Raw genomic sequence first — 16,532 nt, 5'->3', positions numbered from 1 at the left:
CCGGGGTACTCCATCGGCCTGAGCCGCGCGATATGCCGCGCGGGTCCAGCGAGCGGAAAAGTCACCCGGCAAGGCAGCCCTCGGGGAGCGGATCGGCGGCAAGGCCGCTGGCGCGGTAGACCGCAAATCCCAGTACCTCATGCAGGGTGAGGGTCAAGAGGCCGAGGTTTTCCGGCAGGCCCGGACTGGCGCGAAATCCGGGCGCGGTGCGGAAATCGACCGGATAGGGCAGGATGTCGCGCCAGCCCGCGGCACAGAAGGTGGCAACGGCGCGGCGCATGTGAAAGGCCGAGGTGACCAGCACCCAGTCGCCCGGCCGGTCGGGCGCCAGCTCTGCCGCCAGCCGCGCATTCTCGGCGGTGTTGCGCGAGGCATCCTCGAGGATCAGCCGCGACGGGTCGAGCCCGGCCCGCAGCAGCAAAGCCGCCGCAACATTCGCCTCGGGGATCGCGGCCGGGCGGATCCGGCCGCTGCGGCCGGTGAACAGCACCGGCGCCTCGGGAAAGCGCCGGGACAGCGCAAGCGCGGCAAGAAAGCGGTCGCCCGCCTCGTTGACGGTTGGTTCCCCGTGCGCCACCGAAATCGCCGGCTCCTCGCCGCCGCCAAGAACGACGATGCCCGCGACCGGACGGCCCTCGATGGCGGGCACCGGATAGGCCGCCTCGAGCCGCGCCATGGCGCGGGGCGCCAGCGGCGTCAGGCTCAGCACCAGAAGCGCGATCAGGACGAGCCCGAGAACCGCGCGCCCGGCCCCGAACCGTCCGCGCCAAAGCAGGAGCAGCCCGAAACCGAGGCTGAGAAGGATCAGCGTGTCGGGGCGCAGCAGCGCCCAGCCGAGCTTGGAGAGGACGAAGAAGGCGTCGCCGCCCAAGGCCTCAGCTCCCGAGCCCGAAACCCCGGCGGCCGACCGCCACATAGGCCTCGAACCCGGCCTGCCGCACATCTTCGGGCGGGTAGATGTTGCGCAGATCGGCCAGCCGCGGCGTCGCCATCGCCTGGGCGAGCTGGGCCAGATCGAGCGCGCGGAACTCGTTCCACTCGGTCAGGATGACCAGCGCATCGGCCCCTGTCGCGGCGGCATAGGGATCCTCGACCCAGTCGACGCCGGGCAGCAGATGTTCGCCCTCGCGCCGCCCCTGCGGATCGATCACCCGGACCTTCGCCCCGCCGCCCACCAGCGCGGGCACGATGGTCAAGGCGGGCGCCTCGCGCATGTCGTCGGTATTGGGTTTGAAGGTCACCCCCAGCACCGCCACGGTCTTGCCGTTGACGCTGCCGCCGCAGAGATCGACCACCTTATCGACCATCCGCCGCTTGACCCGGTCATTGACCTCGATCACCGTCTCGGTGATGGCGCAGGGCGAGGCATGATCCTGTCCGATCCGCGCCAGTGCGTTGGTATCCTTGGGGAAACACGAGCCGCCATAGCCCGGCCCCGCATGCAGGAACTTGTTGCCGATCCGGCCGTCGAGCCCCATGCCCTTGGACACGGCCTTGATGTCGGCGCCGACCTTCTCGCAGAGCATCGCCATCTCGTTGATGAAGGTGATCTTGGCCGCGAGGAAGGCATTGGCGGCATATTTGATCATCTCGGCGGATTCGAGATCGGTATAGACGATCGGGAATTCGCGCAGGAAGAGCGGCCGGTAGATATCGGCCATCACCGCGCGGGCGCGTTCCGACTCGACGCCCACCACCACCCGGTCGGGCCGCATGAAATCGTCGATGGCCGCGCCTTCGCGCAGGAATTCGGGGTTCGAGGCGACATCGAATTCGGCCGCCGGATTGGCCTTCGACACCACCTCGGCCACCTGCCGGTTGGTGCCGACCGGAACGGTCGACTTGGTGACGATGACGCAATAGCCCGTCATGGCATTGGCGATTTCTTCGGCCGCGGCCATCACATAGCTCAGATCGGCATGGCCGTCGCCGCGCCGGGTCGGCGTGCCGACCGCGATGAAGACGGCATCGGCCCCGGCCACCGCCGCGGCCAGATCGCCGCTGAAGGACAGCCGCCCCGCCGCGACGTTGCGCGCCATCACCGCCTCGAGCCCGGGCTCGTAGATCGGCACCTCGCCCCGCATCAGCATCTCGATCTTGCGCGGATCCTTGTCGATGCAGACGACCTCGTGACCGAAATCGGAAAAGCAGACCCCCGACACCAGCCCGACATAGCCCGTGCCCACCATCGCGATCTTCATGCGCAACCTCCTCGAAAACCGTTGCACAGGCGCATGCGACGCCACGGGGCGCAAGTCAACATCGCTTTGCCGCGCGGATCTCCGCCTGTGGGCAGGACGGCACGGCCCCCCTTCATGGAATTGACAATCGGGGACGGGGACGGTTTCTGGGCCCGGCAGGCGGAGGACGCCTGCGGAAACGCGCATGACATCGACAGACCCTCCGCTGGGCCCTGCCCTCCTGACCCTTGCCACCGGCGCTGCGGGCGCGGCGCTTGCCGCGTTTCTTCACATGCCTGCGCCATTCATCATCGGCCCCGCCCTCAGCGTGACCATCGCCGCGCTGGCGGGGCTGCGCGCGGAGCTGCCCCGCGGCTTTCGCGATACCTGCTTCATGGTCATGGGCGTCAATCTCGGCGCCAGCGTCACCCCCGAGGCGATCGACACCGCGATCCGCTGGCCGCTGAGCCTCGTCGTGCTGACGATCTCGGTGCTGACGATCATCGGGCTGGGCGCGCGGCTCTTGCGCCGCCTGTTCGGCTTCGATCCGATGAGCGCGCTGTTGACCGCGACGCCCGGGCATCTGAGCTTCGTTCTCAGCCTGTCGACCGACCTGCGCGCCGATCTGCCGCGGGTGACGATGATCCAGACCGTCCGGGTGCTGGCGCTGATCCTGCTGGTACCGTTCCTCGCGCCGCTTCTGGGCCATGGCGATCTGCCGGCGCTGCCGCCGCAGACGGCGCCGGCGATGTCGCTCCTGGTGCTGGTGCCGCTGCTGGCGCTGGCGGGCACGCTCGGGCTGGCGCTCGACCGGCTGCGGGTTCCGGCCGGGCTTCTGCTGGGCGGAATGGGGCTTTCGGCGCTCGGCCATGCCACCGGCACGGTTTCGGGCGCGGTCCCGGCCTGGCTGTCGGTGCCCGCCTTCATCGCCATGGGCACGCTGATCGGCACGCGGTTTTCGGGCGTGACCCCGCGCATGCTGCTGCAATCCCTGGGCGCGGCCAGCCTTCTGACCGGTTTCGCCGCGCTCGTCTCGCTGGTCGCGGCGGCGCTGGTGGCCAAGCTGCTGGGCCTGCCGATGCTGAGCGCGCTGATCGCCTTCGCCCCGGGAGGGCTCGAGACGATGATGGCGATGTCGCTGCTTTTGAACGCCGACCCGGCCTATGTGACCACGCATCACGTGTTCCGGCTGCTGATGCTGACGGTCGCACTGCCGCTGCTGGTGGCCCGGACCCGGGCCCGCCTTGCCCGCGAGGCCGCCCCCGCGCCGCCGCCGCCGGGCTGAGGCCCCACTATTCGCGTGCCCGCAGCACGCGGGGGTTTATTCGCGCGCCCGCAGCACGCGGGCCGGGCGCGCGGCCAGCGGCCGCCAGGCGAAGGCCAGCCCGGCCAGCAGCGTCGCCAGCGCCCCGCCCAGCACGATGGCCAGCGCCGAGACCGGCTCGAAGCGGTACTCGCCCTCCATCACGAAGCGCATCACCGCCCAGCCCGCAACCCCGCCCGCGAGGATCGCGACCGTCCCGGCCGCCGCCCCCAGCATCGCCGAACGCAGCGCGAAATAGGCCAGGATCTGGCCCCGCACCGCGCCCACCGTCTTCAGCACCGCCGCCTCGAAGACCCGCGCCCGCTGACCGGCCGCGGCAGCGCCGATCAGCACGATCACCCCGGTCACCAGCGTCGCCGAGGCGCCATAGGCGATGGCGGCGGCAAGGCCCGACAGCACCTCGGCCACCCGGTCGAGCGCATCCTTGATCCGGATCGCGGTGATGTTGGGATAGGCCGAGGCCAGATCGCGCAGGATCGCCGCCTCGGCCGAGGGCTCGGCATAGATCGTGGCGATATGGGTATGCGGCGCCCCCTGCACGGCGGCCGGGTCCATCGTCATCACGAAACCGATGCCCGCGGTCGAGAAATCGACCTCGCGAAAGCTCGTCACCGTGGCGGTGATGTCGCGACCGAGGATGTTGACGGTGATCTCGTCGCCAAGCTTCAGCCCGATTTCGCCGGCCTCCTCGCGGGCAAAGCTGACCTGCGGCGGCCCGTCATAGCCGGACGGCCACCAAAGCCCGTCGGTGACGACGGTGTTTTCCGGCGGCCGGTCGGCATAGGTCACGCCCCGGTCGCCGCGCACCACCCAGTGATCGCCAGCCACCTCGCGCGCCGGACGGCCGTTGATCCGGGTCAGCACGCCGCGCAGCATCGGCGCGGTCTCGACCCGGCTCACGCCCGGATCGCGCCCGAGCCGGGCCAGGAAGCCCTCGAGCTGGCCGGGCTGGATATCGACCACGAAATAGGAGGGCGCACGTTCGGGAAGCTCCTGCTGGATCGCGCCCCGGAGGTTCGAATCGATCTGGCCGATGGCGGCAAGGATCGACAGCCCGAGCCCCAGCGACAGCACTACCGAGGCGGTCTCGCCCCCCGGCCCGCCGACCGCGCCCAGCGCCAGCCGAAGCGCGGTGCGCCCGCGCAGGACCCGCGCCCGGGCGGCTGCGCGCGCGATCCGGCGCAGCGCCGCCGCCGCCAGCACCAGAAGTCCCAGCGCGCCGAGAATGCCCGCCGCCGCCCAGAAGGCCAGCTTGGGCACGCCCGAGAACCAGGCCGCGGTCCCGATAAGCGCGGCGGCCAGCCCCAGGGTTGCCGCGACATAGCGCAGCCGCGGCCAGGCCCGGACCCGGCCAGAGGCATCGCGGAACAGGGCGGCCGCGCGCATCTCCTCGGTCCGGGCCAGCGGCCAGAGCGTGAACAGAAGCGCGGTCAGCACGCCGTAAAGCGCGGCCTCGGCCAGCGGCCCGGCATGGACCGTGAACTCGGCCGGAACCGGCAGCTGCGCCGCAAGGAAGGGTCCGGCCGCCAGCGGCAGCAAAGCCCCCAGTCCAAGCCCGATGGCGATGCCAAGGCCGGCCAGCGCCCCGATCTGCATGAGATAGACCGCGAGGATCGTGCTGCCCTCGGCACCCAGCGTCTTCAGGATCGCCACCACCTCGGTCTTGCCGTCGATATAGGCACGCACCGCCGCCGAGACGCCGACACCACCCACCGCCAGACCGGCCAGCCCGACCAGGACGAGGAACGAGGCCATGCGGTCGACGAAGCGGGTCATGCCGGGCGCACCGTTCCGGGCATCGCGCCAGCGCACGCCGCGGTCGGCAAAGCGGCTTTCGGCCGCGCGCTCGAGCGCGGCGATGTCATGGCCGGGCGGCAGCTTCAGCCGGTACTTGACCTCGTAAAGCGTGCCCGGCGCCAGCAGCCCCGAGGGTTCGAGCGCGGCCTTCCGCAGGATCAGCCGCGGCCCCAGCCCGAAGCCCGCCCCTGCCCCGTCGGGCTCGCGCAGCAGGACAGCGGACAGCGTGTAATCGGCGGTGCCCAGCCGGAAGCTGTCGCCCGGTTCAAGCCCCAGCCGGTCGGCCAGAACCCGCTCCATCACCGCGCCATTGCCGGCGATGGCCCGATCCAGCGGCATCGGCGGGTCGAGCACGACCTGCCCGTAAAGCGGATAGGCATCGTCAACCGCCTTGACCTGGGTCAGCCCGCGCTCGGTCTCGCCATCATGCCTCACCGCCACCATCGAGCGGAAATCGACCACCTCCGACAGCGCGTCCGACACGCCCTCCATCCAGGCGCGCTCGTCGTCCGAGGCAAAGCGGTAGGTCAGCGTCATCTCGGCATCGCCGCCCAGAAGCGCCGCGCCCTCGCGGGTCAGCCCGGCCTCGATGCTTTCGCGGACCGAGCCCACCGCGGCGATGGCCGCGACGCCCAGCGCGAGACAGGCGAGAAAGACGTAGAAACCGCGCAGCCCGCCGCGCAGCTCGCGCCGGGCGATCCGGGCCGCGACCGCAAGCTTCATTCCGCCGCCCTCCGCGCGGCATCGCCCGAGATCCGGCCGTCGGCCAGCTCGATCACCCGGTCGCAGCGCGCGGCCAGATCGGCGGCATGGGTCACCAGCACCAGCGTCGCGCCATGGCGGTCGCGCAGCCCGAACAGAAGCTCCATGATCGCCGCGCCATTGCTGCCGTCGAGATTGCCGGTCGGCTCGTCGGCCAGAAGCAGATGAGGCCGCGGGGCGGCGGCGCGGGCCAGGGCCACGCGCTGCTGTTCGCCGCCCGACATCTGGCTGGGATAATGGTCGATCCGGGCGCCGAGCCCGACCGCGCACAATTCGTCACGGGCGCGCTCGAAGGCGTCGCGATGACCGGCAAGCTCCAGCGGCGTCGCCACGTTTTCCAGCGCGGTCATGGTCGGGATCAGGTGGAAAGACTGGAACACCACGCCCATATGTTCCCTGCGGAACCGGGCGAGCTGGTCCTCGTTCATCGCCGTAAGATCGCGGCCCAGCGCCGTCACCCGGCCCGCGCTTGCCCGTTCGAGCCCGCCCATGAGCATGAGGAGAGACGACTTGCCCGATCCAGACGGACCGACCAGCCCCAGGGTCTCGCCCGGCCTCACGTCAAGCGAGATGCCATGCAGGATCTCGACCGGACCGGCATTGCCGGCAAGCGTCAGCGTCACCTCGCTGAGCGAAAGGATCGGGTCTGCCATCGCGCATTGCCTCCGTTGCCTGCCCTTCCCACGATATGGGGCGGCAGGGCGCGCGCTCAACCTGGGCGCATCGCTGGTTCTGGCGCTTGTGCTCTGCGCCGCCGCCGGAACCGCCCGGGCCGGGGTCACCCTTGCCGCCCTCGGCGACAGCCTGACCCAGGGCTATGGCCTGCCGCAGGAAGAGGGCTTCGTGCCTCAGCTGGAGGCCTGGCTGAAAGCGCAGGGCGCCGAGGTCACGGTTCTGAATGCCGGGGTGTCGGGCGATACCACGGCGGGCGGGCTGTCGCGGATCGGCTGGACGCTGACGCCCGAGGTCGACGGGCTGATCGTGGCGCTTGGCGGCAATGATCTGTTGCGCGGCATCGACCCGGCCGCCTCGCGGGCCAATCTCGACGCGATCCTGACACAGGCCGATGCCTCGGATGTGCCGGTCCTGCTGGTCGGGCTCGACGCGCCGGGCAATTACGGGCCCGAGTTCAAGGCCGCCTTCGACGCCATGTATCCCGAGCTCGCCAAGGCGCATGACGCGCTTTATTTCCCGAATTTCCTCAAGGGCCTGACCGATCTGCCCGACCGTGGCGCGGCGATGGCGCGCTACATGCAGGATGACGGCATCCACCCCTCGGCCGCAGGCGTGACCCTGATCGTCGAGGCGATGGGGCCGAGCATGCTCGAGTTGGTCGACCGCGCCGGGGCCAAAGGGCACTGACCCGCCCGAGGGTCCGGCCCCGAGACGGGGGACGCCGAGACGAAAGGACAACGCGCCGTCCGGCTTCAGCCCTCTGGTCAAGCCCGCCTGCTTGGCGTTAGGTGAAGGCCGATTGACGGAGGCGCATTTGGACCCGATCCCCTATCTCACCGACCTTCTCGGCCCCGCCCATGTGCTGACCGGAGAAGACACCAGACGTCATGCCCATGACTGGACCGGCAAATACAAGGGCACGCCGCGCGCGCTGCTGCGGCCGGCCGACCGCGACCAGCTTGCCGCCATCGTGACCTATGCCGCCCGCCACCGGCTGCCGGTGGTGCCGGTCGCGGGCAATACCGGGCTTGCGGGCGGCGCCTATTGCGACGGCGCGCTGATGGTCTCGGTCGAACGGCTGAACCGCATCCGCGAGATCAACCCGCGTGCCCGCAGCGCGACCGTCGAGGCGGGTGTGATCCTGTCGCAGCTCCATGACGCGGCCGAGGCGCAGGATCTGGTCTTTCCGCTGAGTTTCGGCGCCCGTGGCTCGGCGATGATCGGCGGCGTGCTCTCGACCAATGCCGGCGGCTCGAACGTGGTCCGCTATGGCAGCACGCGCGGGCTCTGCCTCGGGCTCGAGGCGGTGCTGCCCGACGGCCGGGTGATGGATGTCATGAGCCCGCTGCACAAGGACAATACCGGGCTCGACCTCAAGGACCTGATGATCGGCGCCGAGGGCACGCTGGGGATCGTCACCGCCGCGGTGCTGAGGCTGTTCCCGCGCCCCCGGGCCTATGCCACCGCCATGGTCGCCGTCAGCGATCTCGATGCCGCGCTCGATCTGCTGAACCGGCTGCAGGAGGCCACGGGCGGCGCCGTCGAGGCGTTCGAATACATGCCCGACGACTACATGCGCCAGCTGTTCCGGCTGCGTCCCGAGATGCGGCCGCCCTTCGACCGCGCCTATCCGATCAGCATCATGGTCGAGATCGGCGCGACCGCGCCGCGCGACGCGACGCCCGGGCCGGATGGCAGGCTGCCGGTGGTGCAGTTGCTGGAAGACACGCTGGGCGAAGGCTTCGAGCGGGGCGAGGTGCTGGATGCCGTCATCGCCCAGAACGAGACCCAGCGCGAGGAAATCTGGGCCCGGCGCGAGATCTCGGCCGAGATCTGCTTTTCCGCCGCCCATGTGGTCGACAATGACATCGCACTGCCGCTCGACCGGGTCGGCACCTTCCTCGAACGGATGACCGCGCGGCTGCCGCAGATCGATCCGGCCGCCGAAAGCATCACCGTCGGCCATCTGGGCGATGGCAACCTGCATTACACGGTCTGGGCCAGTTCCGGCAGCGCCGATCTGAAGGAAACGATCCGCGAGGCGGTCGAGGACGAGGTCGCGGCCCTCGATGGCAGCTTCTCGGCCGAACACGGGATCGGGCTGTCCAAGCTCTCGACCATGGCCCGGCGCAAGAACCCGGTCGCGCTGGACGCGATGCGCCGGATCAAGGCCGCGCTCGACCCCGAGGGCATCATGAACCCCGGCAAGCTGGTCCCGCCCGCCGACTGATACCCGCAGATCGAGACTGGCCGACCGAGACCGGCCAAGCAAGACTGGCCGAGCAAGACTGGCCGGGCGACACCCGCCGCGGCCGGTCCCGAAACGAAAAACGCCCGGCCGACCGGCCGGGCGCTGCTATCATACCTTCGGGTGCAGGGGCTCAGTCCCAGTCGAAGAAGCCCTCGCCCGCCTCTTCGCGCAGCTTCTTGCCGAGCGCGAAGCCCATCTCGGCCCCGTCCCCGATCGGCGCGCGATCCTCGCCCGCGATCCTTTCGGAGCCGTCGGGGCGCAGGATCTCGCCCCTCAGCCACAGATTGCCGCCCTCATGCAGCGCCAGCCCGCCGATCGGCGTCTCGCACGACCCGTCCAGCGCGTCGAGGAAGGCGCGTTCGCAGGCCATCATCTCGCCCGTCGCCTTGTCATGCAGCGCCTCCAGCAAATGACCGGCCATCGCGTCGTCGCTGCGCCGTTCGATCCCGATGGCGCCCTGCGCGACGGCGGGCAGCATCTCTTCGGGTTCGATGGTCGATTTCGCCACATCTTCCATGCCCAGACGGTTCAGCCCGGCCATCGCAAGGAAGGTCGCCTCGGCCACGCCGTCTTCCAGCTTCTTCAGCCGGGTCTGCACGTTGCCGCGGAATTCCACCACCTTCAGGTCGGGCCGATAGTTCAGCAGCTGCGAGCGGCGCCGCAGCGACGAGGTCCCGACGACCGCGCCCTCGGCCAGGTCCTTCAGCGAGGTCACCGATTTCGAGATGAACGCATCGCGGTAATTCTCGCGCGGCAGGAAAGTGTCCAGCACCAGCCCCTCGGGCTGCTCGACCGCCATGTCCTTGGTCGAGTGGACCGCGATGTCGATCTTGCCCGCCAGCATGGCGTCCTCGATCTCCTTGGTGAAGAGACCCTTGCCGCCGATCTCCTTCAGCGCCCGGTCCAGCACCCGGTCGGCAATGGTGTTGATCACCACGATCTCGAAGGCATCCTCCGGCAGATCGAAGGCCTTCATCAGCCGTTCGCGGGTTTCATAAGCCTGAGCCAGCGCAAGCGGCGAGCCGCGCGTGCCGATCTTGAGGGGTGAAGCGGGGGAAGGAAGTGTGATAGCCATGCGCCGAACCTCTAATCGCGTCACGTCGTCCTGACAACTCGGCCTGTCTTGACATGCTGACGCAAGCAGGGGACGACAGGCCGCACACATAAACGGGGACGACGATGGCGGAAACTAAAAAACTGCTGCGGGCACTTTCCGGAGAGACGATGGACGTGCCCCCGGTCTGGCTCATGCGCCAAGCGGGGCGCTATCTTCCTGAATACAAGGCCACCCGCGCCGAAGCGGGCGACTTTCTGTCGCTCTGCTACAACTCGGACCTCGCGGCCGAGGTGACGCTGCAGCCGATCCGCCGCTACGGCTTCGATGCCGCCATCCTGTTCGCCGACATCCTGCTGCTGCCGCAGGCGCTGGGCGCCGAGCTGTGGTTCGAGACCGGCGAAGGTCCGCGCATGTCGACGATCACCGGCGCCGAGGGACTGAAGGCGCTGAAGGGCAAGGACGACATCCACGACCACATGGCCCCGGTCTACGAGACCTGCCGGATCCTGTCGCGCGAGCTGCCGAAAGAGACCACGCTGATCGGTTTCGCGGGCGCGCCCTGGACCGTCGCGACCTACATGATCGCCGGTCGCGGCACCAAGGACCAGGCCCCGGCGCATGCGCTGCGCCAGGAGGACGAGGCGACCTTCGCCGCGCTGATCGAACTGCTGACCGAGGCCACCATCGAATACCTGTCGAAACAGGTCGAGGCGGGCTGCGAAGTGGTCAAGATCTTCGACAGCTGGGCCGGATCGCTGAAGGGCGAGGCCTTCGACAAATACGCGCTGGAACCCGCCAAGCGGATCATCTCCGAGATGAAGGCGCGGCATCCGGGCCTGCCCTGCATCGCCTTCCCGCGCGAGGCGGGTGACAAGTATATCGGCTTTGCCAAGGCCACCGGCGCCGATTGCGTCGCGCTGGACAATTCGGTCTCGACCGAATGGGCGGTCGAGAACGTGCAGAAGGACGGCTGCGTCCAGGGCAACATGGCCCCGAAGCTGATGGTCACCGGCGGTCAGGAGCTGATCGACGAGACCAAACGCATCAAGGAAGCCTTCTCGAAAGGCCCGCATATCTTCAATCTCGGCCATGGCATCACCCCCGATGCCGATCCCGAGAATGTGACGATCATGCTGGAGGCGCTGCGCGGCTGACGCGCAGAGCTTTGAGTTTCCGGGAAAACCTGGAAAACGCCCGCGCGGAAATCACCTGCGCGGGCGTTTTCACGCAAATGCTTCGCCTCCGTCCGGATTGAAGCGCAGGGGCCGGACCGCTAGCTATGCAGCAGCGTGACCGCTAGCTATAGTGCCATTGCGCGCCCAGCTTGCCCCGGGGTTTCATGGCTCTGCCCTCGAGAGATCACTCCGTTTCCGATCTACGCCTGCGCGCGGTCGACGCGGCCATCGCGGTGATGCAGGCGCGCGGAGATGCCGATTTCGCCATGGCCGAGCTGGCCGCCGCGGCAGCGCTGACCGAGGCCCGGCTCGCGACAGCCTTTCCTGATCGCGACGCGCTGCTAGCCGAGCTGCGCCGGGTCTCCTACGACCGGCTCGCCGACCGGCGATCCGCAATTTACGAAGCCCCCGGCGGCGATCCGGCGACGCGGCTGATGCGGGGCGGGCAGGAGTATCTCGACTTCGCCCGCGCCAACCCGGCGCTTTACCGGCTGATGTTCTGCGACCCTGCCGACGGCGGCATCGCCCGGATCATCGCCGAGGCCATGCCCGCCGAGGCGCTGGACGCGCTGACCGAGGGGGTGCGGCGCTGCCAGCTGCAGCGCGGTAGGCGCACCGACAGGGCGCGCGACCTGGCATTCCTGCTCTGGACCACGCTGCATGGCGTGGTGGTGCTGGCCCTCGACACCGACGATGCGGCCAATGCCGACGCGAAATGGGAGAAGGTCGCGGCCACCGTTGCCAGGCTGACCGAGCTGATCTGCGCCGCAAGCGACGCCTGATCCGCGCCCCGCCCGCCCGGTGCAAGCTCAGTGCAAGCTCAGGGCCAGCTGGCAAGCGGCGGCATGCTCATCAGCACCGCCTCCGGATCATGCCCGGTCTCGAGCCCGAATCGTGTGCCGCGGTCGTAAAGCAGGTTGTATTCGGCATAGAGCCCGCGATGGGCAAGCTGGGCGGCGCGGTCCGCCTCGGTCCAGGGCGTCGTGGCACGGCGCTCGACCAGCGGCAGGAAGGCGGGCAGGAAGGCGCGGCCGACATCCTGGGTGAAGGCGAAATCCGCGGCCCAGTCGCCCGAATTCAGATCGTCGAAGAAGATCCCGCCGACGCCGCGGGCGCGGCCGCGATGCGGGACGTGGAAATACTCGTCGGCCCAGGCCTTGAAGCGCGGGTAATGGGCAACATCGTGGCGGTCGCAATGCGCCTTCAGCACGCCGTGAAAAGCGGCCGTGTCCTCGTCCCGCGGCAGGCAGGGGTTCAGATCGGTCCCGCCGCCGAACCACCAGCCATGCGGGGTCCAGAACATCCGGGTATTGAGATGCACCGCCGGGCTATGGGGGTTCTGCATATGCGCGACGAGGCTGATGCCCGAGGCCCAGAAGCGCGGATCCTCCCGCATGCCCTCCAGCCCCTTGCGCGCCGCCATCGCCACCTGCGCCTTCGGGTTCAGCGTGCCATGGACGGTCGAGACATTGACCCCCACCTTCTCGAAGATCCGGCCGCTCCGCATCACGCTCATCAGCCCGCCGCCGACATCGCCGCCATCCTCGGACTTCCGGCGGGTCTCGGTCACCTCGAAACGGCCCGGAGCGCGCCCGGCCTCCGGTTCGGCCGCGGGGCCGTCCTCCAGCGCCTCGAAGGCGGCAACGATCTCGTCTCGCAGATTGCGGAACCAGGTGGCAGCCTGCGCCTTGCGGTCATCGAACATTTCGGTCATCGCGCGTTTCTCCCTGTAGTGGTAACCAGCTATCAGCTTATCTCTGCCCGTGCCACCATGCCGCACGGTTCCGTTGTCGCGCCGGGCGGGGTAAGATGCGCCATCCGTCCGGGAGACCTTCCATGCGTGCGATTGCCCTCTTGCTTCTTCTCTCTCTTGCCGCCTGCGCGACCCCGCGCCAGTCCTGCGAGCGCGCCGCGCTTTACGATCTGCGCGTGCTCGACAAGCTGATCCGGCAATCCGAGCAGACCATCGCCCGCGGCTTCGCCTATCGCCGCGAGCCCTATGAGCGCAGCCGGCTGGATTTCTGCTATGGATCGTGGCTGGGGCGGAACCCGGCAGCGGGCTTCACCTTCTGCGACTGGCCCGAGATCCGCGTGCGCGAGGTCCCGGTGGCGGTCGATCTGGCCGCGGAACGGCGCAACCTGGCCGAACTGAAGGCCAAGAGAGCCGAGACCGAACGCCGCGCGGCGCGGGCGCTTGCCGATTGCGCCGCCCGCTATCCGGCCCAGGCGGAGGCTCCGGCCGGCGCCAAGAAGTGATCCGAACCGCGGGGCGACCGCCACCGCCGCTCAGTGCGCGGGGGTGGCCACCGGATCGATCAGCGTGCGCCCGCCATCGACGGCAAGGATCTGGCCGGTCATGAACTGGGCCGCGTCGGAGGACAGGAACTGCACCGTCTCGCTCAGCTCGGAGGCCTTGGCGATTCGCCCCAGAGGCGTGTGGTTGCGGATCTCGCTGCGGTAATCCGGCTGATCCTTGAGGATGTTCTGCAGGCTGGCCGACATCACCGAGCCGAACGCCACGCCATTGACCCGGATCCGGTGCGGCGCCAGCGCCACCGCCATCGAGCGGGTCAGCTGTTCCAGCGCCGCGCAGCTGACCGAATAGGCCAGAAGCTCGCCATGAGTCCGGGTCGCGGCGATCGAGGACATGTTGACGATGGCGCCCGCCTGGCCCTCGGTCTGGCCGGCCTCTCCCGCCTGACGGATCATCCGCCGCGACACGATCTGGCTGAGCCTGAGCGAGGTCATCACGTTCTGCTCCATCATCACGTCGAACCCGTCATTGTCGGGATCGAGCGGATCCGACAGCACCATCTGCCGGCTGGCATTGACCAGGATGTCGATCCGGTCGAAGGCGTCGATGGTGGCCGAGAGCAGGTTGGCGATGGTCAGCCGCTCGCGCAGATCGCCAGCGAAATAGCGCACCGCGCTGTCGCCCTCGGCATTCCTGCCGCATTCATCGACGAGCCGGGGCTCGTCTCGGTCGGCGAACATCACATTCGCACCGCGATCGGCGAAATGCCGGGCGATGGCCAGACCCAGCCCGTTGGCCGCGCCGGTGACGATCGCAGTCTTTCCCTGGATGGAGAAGGACATGAGGAGGGCCTCCTGATTCGGGCCGCAAGATTATGCGATTTCAGCGGGGCCGACGAGACGGCCGCCGCGCAAGCAGCAATTTGAACCCGGCCTCGGCCCCGATTTCACGGGTTTCTCCGAAAAGCCCGGCCAGGTCGCGCTCATAGGGCAGATGCCGGTTGGCGACGATCAGCGCCTGGCCATGCGGCGCCAGCAGCCGCGCCGCCGCCGCCAGGAACGCCCGGCCAAGCCCCGGATCTGCGGTGCGCGACACATGGAAGGGCGGGTTCGTCAGCACCGTGTCGAAGCCACGATCGGCCTTGAAGACCGTCGCATCGGCCCAGTGGAACCGGGCACGCGGATCGGTGACATTCTCGCGCGCGCAGCTCAGCGCGGCGTGATCGGCCTCGATCAGATGCATCTCGGCAATGCCGGGATGGGCGGCCAGCGCCTCGGCCGCGACATAGCCCCAGCCCGCGCCCAGATCGGCGACCCGGCCCTTGAGCGGGGCCTGCAGCGCGCCCACCAGAAGCGCCGAGCCGCGGTCGATGCCATCGGCCGAGAAGACGCCGGGGAGGGTCCGGTAGCGCCTGTCGATCAGCCCGCCTTCGCCCGGCAGCCAATGGGCAAGGGCCGCGGGCTCGGCGCCAAAGGAAAAGGTCTTGCCATGCGCCTTGGCGAAGGGGGCCGAGACCTCGGCCCCGCCCTTGCGCAGCGCCTTCAGCAGGCTGTCGACCCCGTCGGTCTTGGCGCCATCGACCAGCACCGGCCCGCCCCCGGTCAGCGCCAGCGCCTCGGCCAGCCGGGCCTGCGCCGCGGCCTTGGCGCGCGGCAACACCACCAGCGCGGCCGCGAAGGCGCCCTCGGGCGCCACTGCCACATCCCAGCCGCGCGCGGCCCAGGCGTCATGATCGGGAGCAAAGCCCTGCACGATCTGCACACGATCCTTCGGCAGGGCCGAAAGATTCACACCGGCCGGGGCGTCGAAAACGGCGATCCGCCCGTCGGGCGGCACGGAAACGGCGCCGCTCTGCAGCGCCAGGGTCAGTCTCGAGACGGTCATGGGCGGGCTCCGGCCCTACTCCTTTTCCATCGTGCATTGCAGGGGATGCTGGTGGCGACGGGCGAAATCCATCACCTGCGCGACCTTGGTCTCGGCCACCTCGAAGCTGAACACGCCCACCACGGCCACCCCTTTCTTGTGCACGACCAGCATGATTTCGAAAGCCTGGGCGTGGCTCATTCCGAAGAACCGCTCGAGCACATGCACGACGAATTCCATCGGCGTGTAGTCGTCGTTCAAAAGCAGCACCTTGTAAAGTGGGGGCCGCTTGGTCTTGGGTTTGGCCTTGGTGATGACCCCGGTCTCGCCTTCGGGGTCGCCACTGTTGTCGGCCATCATGCGAAGGTCGCTCGTCACGGGGTCCGGGCTCCGGCGAAGGTGATGGTATTCAGCTCAGTTGACTTTATATATGCGGGCAGCCCGGTCTGAAAAGGGGCGCAGGGTCGCGCGGGACAACGCGAATGAGCGGACGGATCACAACCATCGGCTTCGATGCCGACGATACGCTCTGGCAGAACGAGCGGTTCTTCCGGCTGACCCAGTCGCGATTCGCCGAGCTGCTTGCCGATTACGCGCCCTCCGAGGCGCTGATGGCACGGCTGCTCGAGGCCGAGCGGCGCAATGTCGGACATTACGGATTCGGCATCAAGGGCTTCGTCCTGTCGATGATCGAGACCGCCATCGAGGTCACCGAAGAACGGGTTCCCGCCGCCGTGATCCGCAAACTTCTCGCGGCCGGGCAAGAGATGCTGCGCCATCCGATCGAGCTGTTGCCCGATGCCCGCGAGGCCATTCTGGCGCTGTCCGGAAGCCACCGCATCCTGCTGATCACGAAGGGAGATCTGCTCGATCAGGAACGCAAGCTGGCGCAGTCGGGGCTGGGCGATCTGTTCGACGGCGTCGAGATCGTCAGCGACAAGACCGCGCCCCGATACGGCGCCATCTTCGCCCGCCACGGCGACGGCGCCACGCGGGCGATGATGGTCGGCAATTCGCTGAAATCCGATGTGATTCCCGCCATCGAGGCCGGCGCCTGGGGCGTTTTCGTGCCGCATGACCTGACCTGGGAGCTGGAACATGCCGATCCGCCCCGGACCCATGCGCGCTTTGCCGAATTGCAGCATCTGGGCGAATTGCCGGACCTGATCACCCGGCTGGGCTGACATGTTGTGG

At 68.9% G+C, this 16,532-nt stretch carries 16 protein-coding genes; 7 read left to right on the top strand and 9 right to left on the bottom strand.

From position 1 onward, the window contains the following. Positions 1-61 precede the first annotated feature (61 nt). Together A6W98_RS05945 and A6W98_RS05940 are read right to left on the bottom strand one after the other, a co-directional pair. Entirely contained in the window at positions 62-871 is an 810-nt protein-coding gene (locus tag A6W98_RS05945; protein WP_231098374.1) for a YdcF family protein, read from the bottom strand. Positions 872-875: 4 nt separating this feature from the next. Further along, a complete protein-coding gene (locus A6W98_RS05940; protein WP_042459092.1) occupies positions 876-2,201 on the bottom strand; it encodes a UDP-glucose dehydrogenase family protein in 1,326 nt (441 codons plus the stop codon). 184 nt (positions 2,202-2,385) lie between these two features. On the opposite strand from A6W98_RS05940, the gene A6W98_RS05935 reads away from it, so the two are divergent. Beyond that, a complete protein-coding gene (locus A6W98_RS05935) occupies positions 2,386-3,465 on the top strand; it encodes an AbrB family transcriptional regulator (RefSeq protein WP_042459089.1) in 1,080 nt (359 codons plus the stop codon). A gap of 36 nt (positions 3,466-3,501) precedes the next feature. On the opposite strand, the gene A6W98_RS05930 is transcribed toward A6W98_RS05935, so the two are convergent. Both A6W98_RS05930 and A6W98_RS05925 read right to left on the bottom strand, forming a co-directional pair. Next, the gene (locus tag A6W98_RS05930; RefSeq protein WP_042459086.1) at positions 3,502-6,024 is read right to left on the bottom strand and encodes an ABC transporter permease; all 2,523 of its coding nucleotides are present in this window, start codon (positions 6,022-6,024) and stop codon (positions 3,502-3,504) included. Next, positions 6,021-6,716, bottom strand: coding sequence for an ABC transporter ATP-binding protein (locus A6W98_RS05925; RefSeq protein ID WP_042459083.1), 696 nt, complete (start codon positions 6,714-6,716; stop codon positions 6,021-6,023). The genes A6W98_RS05930 and A6W98_RS05925 overlap by 4 nt, the downstream gene beginning before the upstream one ends. A gap of 79 nt (positions 6,717-6,795) precedes the next feature. Between A6W98_RS05925 and A6W98_RS05920 the strand changes: the two genes are divergently transcribed. Further along, the gene (locus A6W98_RS05920; protein WP_425600704.1) at positions 6,796-7,425 is read left to right on the top strand and encodes an arylesterase; all 630 of its coding nucleotides are present in this window, start codon (positions 6,796-6,798) and stop codon (positions 7,423-7,425) included. 127 nt (positions 7,426-7,552) lie between these two features. Then, positions 7,553-8,968: an FAD-binding oxidoreductase gene (locus tag A6W98_RS05915; protein WP_042459080.1), complete on the top strand. Its 1,416-nt coding sequence runs from the start codon at positions 7,553-7,555 to the stop codon at positions 8,966-8,968. A 151-nt stretch (positions 8,969-9,119) separates the two neighbouring features. Here A6W98_RS05915 and hemC read toward each other — a convergent pair whose 3' ends face one another. Further along, a complete protein-coding gene (gene hemC, locus A6W98_RS05910; protein WP_042459077.1) occupies positions 9,120-10,064 on the bottom strand; it encodes a hydroxymethylbilane synthase in 945 nt (314 codons plus the stop codon). 104 nt (positions 10,065-10,168) lie between these two features. Here hemC and hemE point away from each other — a divergent pair, with 104 nt between their 5' ends. Both hemE and A6W98_RS05900 read left to right on the top strand, forming a co-directional pair. Further along, positions 10,169-11,200, top strand: coding sequence for a uroporphyrinogen decarboxylase (hemE, locus tag A6W98_RS05905; protein ID WP_042459075.1), 1,032 nt, complete (start codon positions 10,169-10,171; stop codon positions 11,198-11,200). Between the two features lie 185 nt (positions 11,201-11,385). Further along, positions 11,386-12,003 (top strand): TetR-like C-terminal domain-containing protein, encoded by a 618-nt coding sequence (locus A6W98_RS05900; RefSeq protein ID WP_042459073.1) that lies wholly within the window; start codon positions 11,386-11,388, stop codon positions 12,001-12,003. 38 nt (positions 12,004-12,041) lie between these two features. Here A6W98_RS05900 and hemF read toward each other — a convergent pair whose 3' ends face one another. Further along, positions 12,042-12,935: an oxygen-dependent coproporphyrinogen oxidase gene (gene hemF, locus A6W98_RS05895; protein ID WP_042459071.1), complete on the bottom strand. Its 894-nt coding sequence runs from the start codon at positions 12,933-12,935 to the stop codon at positions 12,042-12,044. Positions 12,936-13,057: 122 nt separating this feature from the next. On the opposite strand from hemF, the gene A6W98_RS05890 reads away from it, so the two are divergent. Next, on the top strand, positions 13,058-13,477 hold the full coding sequence (locus A6W98_RS05890; RefSeq protein ID WP_042459069.1) for a hypothetical protein: 420 nt from the start codon (positions 13,058-13,060) through the stop codon (positions 13,475-13,477). 30 nt (positions 13,478-13,507) lie between these two features. Here the strand turns inward: A6W98_RS05890 and A6W98_RS05885 are convergent, their stop codons facing one another. From A6W98_RS05885 to clpS, 3 genes are read right to left on the bottom strand one after another with little or no spacing between them, the layout of a single operon-like run. Then, entirely contained in the window at positions 13,508-14,317 is an 810-nt protein-coding gene (locus tag A6W98_RS05885) for an SDR family NAD(P)-dependent oxidoreductase (protein WP_042459067.1), read from the bottom strand. A gap of 40 nt (positions 14,318-14,357) precedes the next feature. Continuing rightward, entirely contained in the window at positions 14,358-15,359 is a 1,002-nt protein-coding gene (locus A6W98_RS05880; protein ID WP_042459065.1) for a class I SAM-dependent methyltransferase, read from the bottom strand. 15 nt (positions 15,360-15,374) lie between these two features. Then, a complete protein-coding gene (gene clpS, locus A6W98_RS05875) occupies positions 15,375-15,695 on the bottom strand; it encodes an ATP-dependent Clp protease adapter ClpS (protein WP_042464612.1) in 321 nt (106 codons plus the stop codon). 125 nt (positions 15,696-15,820) lie between these two features. On the opposite strand from clpS, the gene A6W98_RS05870 reads away from it, so the two are divergent. Beyond that, the gene (locus tag A6W98_RS05870) at positions 15,821-16,522 is read left to right on the top strand and encodes an HAD family hydrolase (RefSeq protein WP_042459062.1); all 702 of its coding nucleotides are present in this window, start codon (positions 15,821-15,823) and stop codon (positions 16,520-16,522) included. The last annotated feature ends 10 nt before the right edge of the window (positions 16,523-16,532 follow it).

Origin of the sequence: Rhodovulum sulfidophilum DSM 1374 (genome assembly GCF_001633165.1) — a bacterium.
GTDB lineage: Bacteria > Pseudomonadota > Alphaproteobacteria > Rhodobacterales > Rhodobacteraceae > Rhodovulum > Rhodovulum sulfidophilum.
Note: the sequence above shows the minus strand (reverse complement) of the source record. Positions and strands in the feature narration are given on the sequence as shown.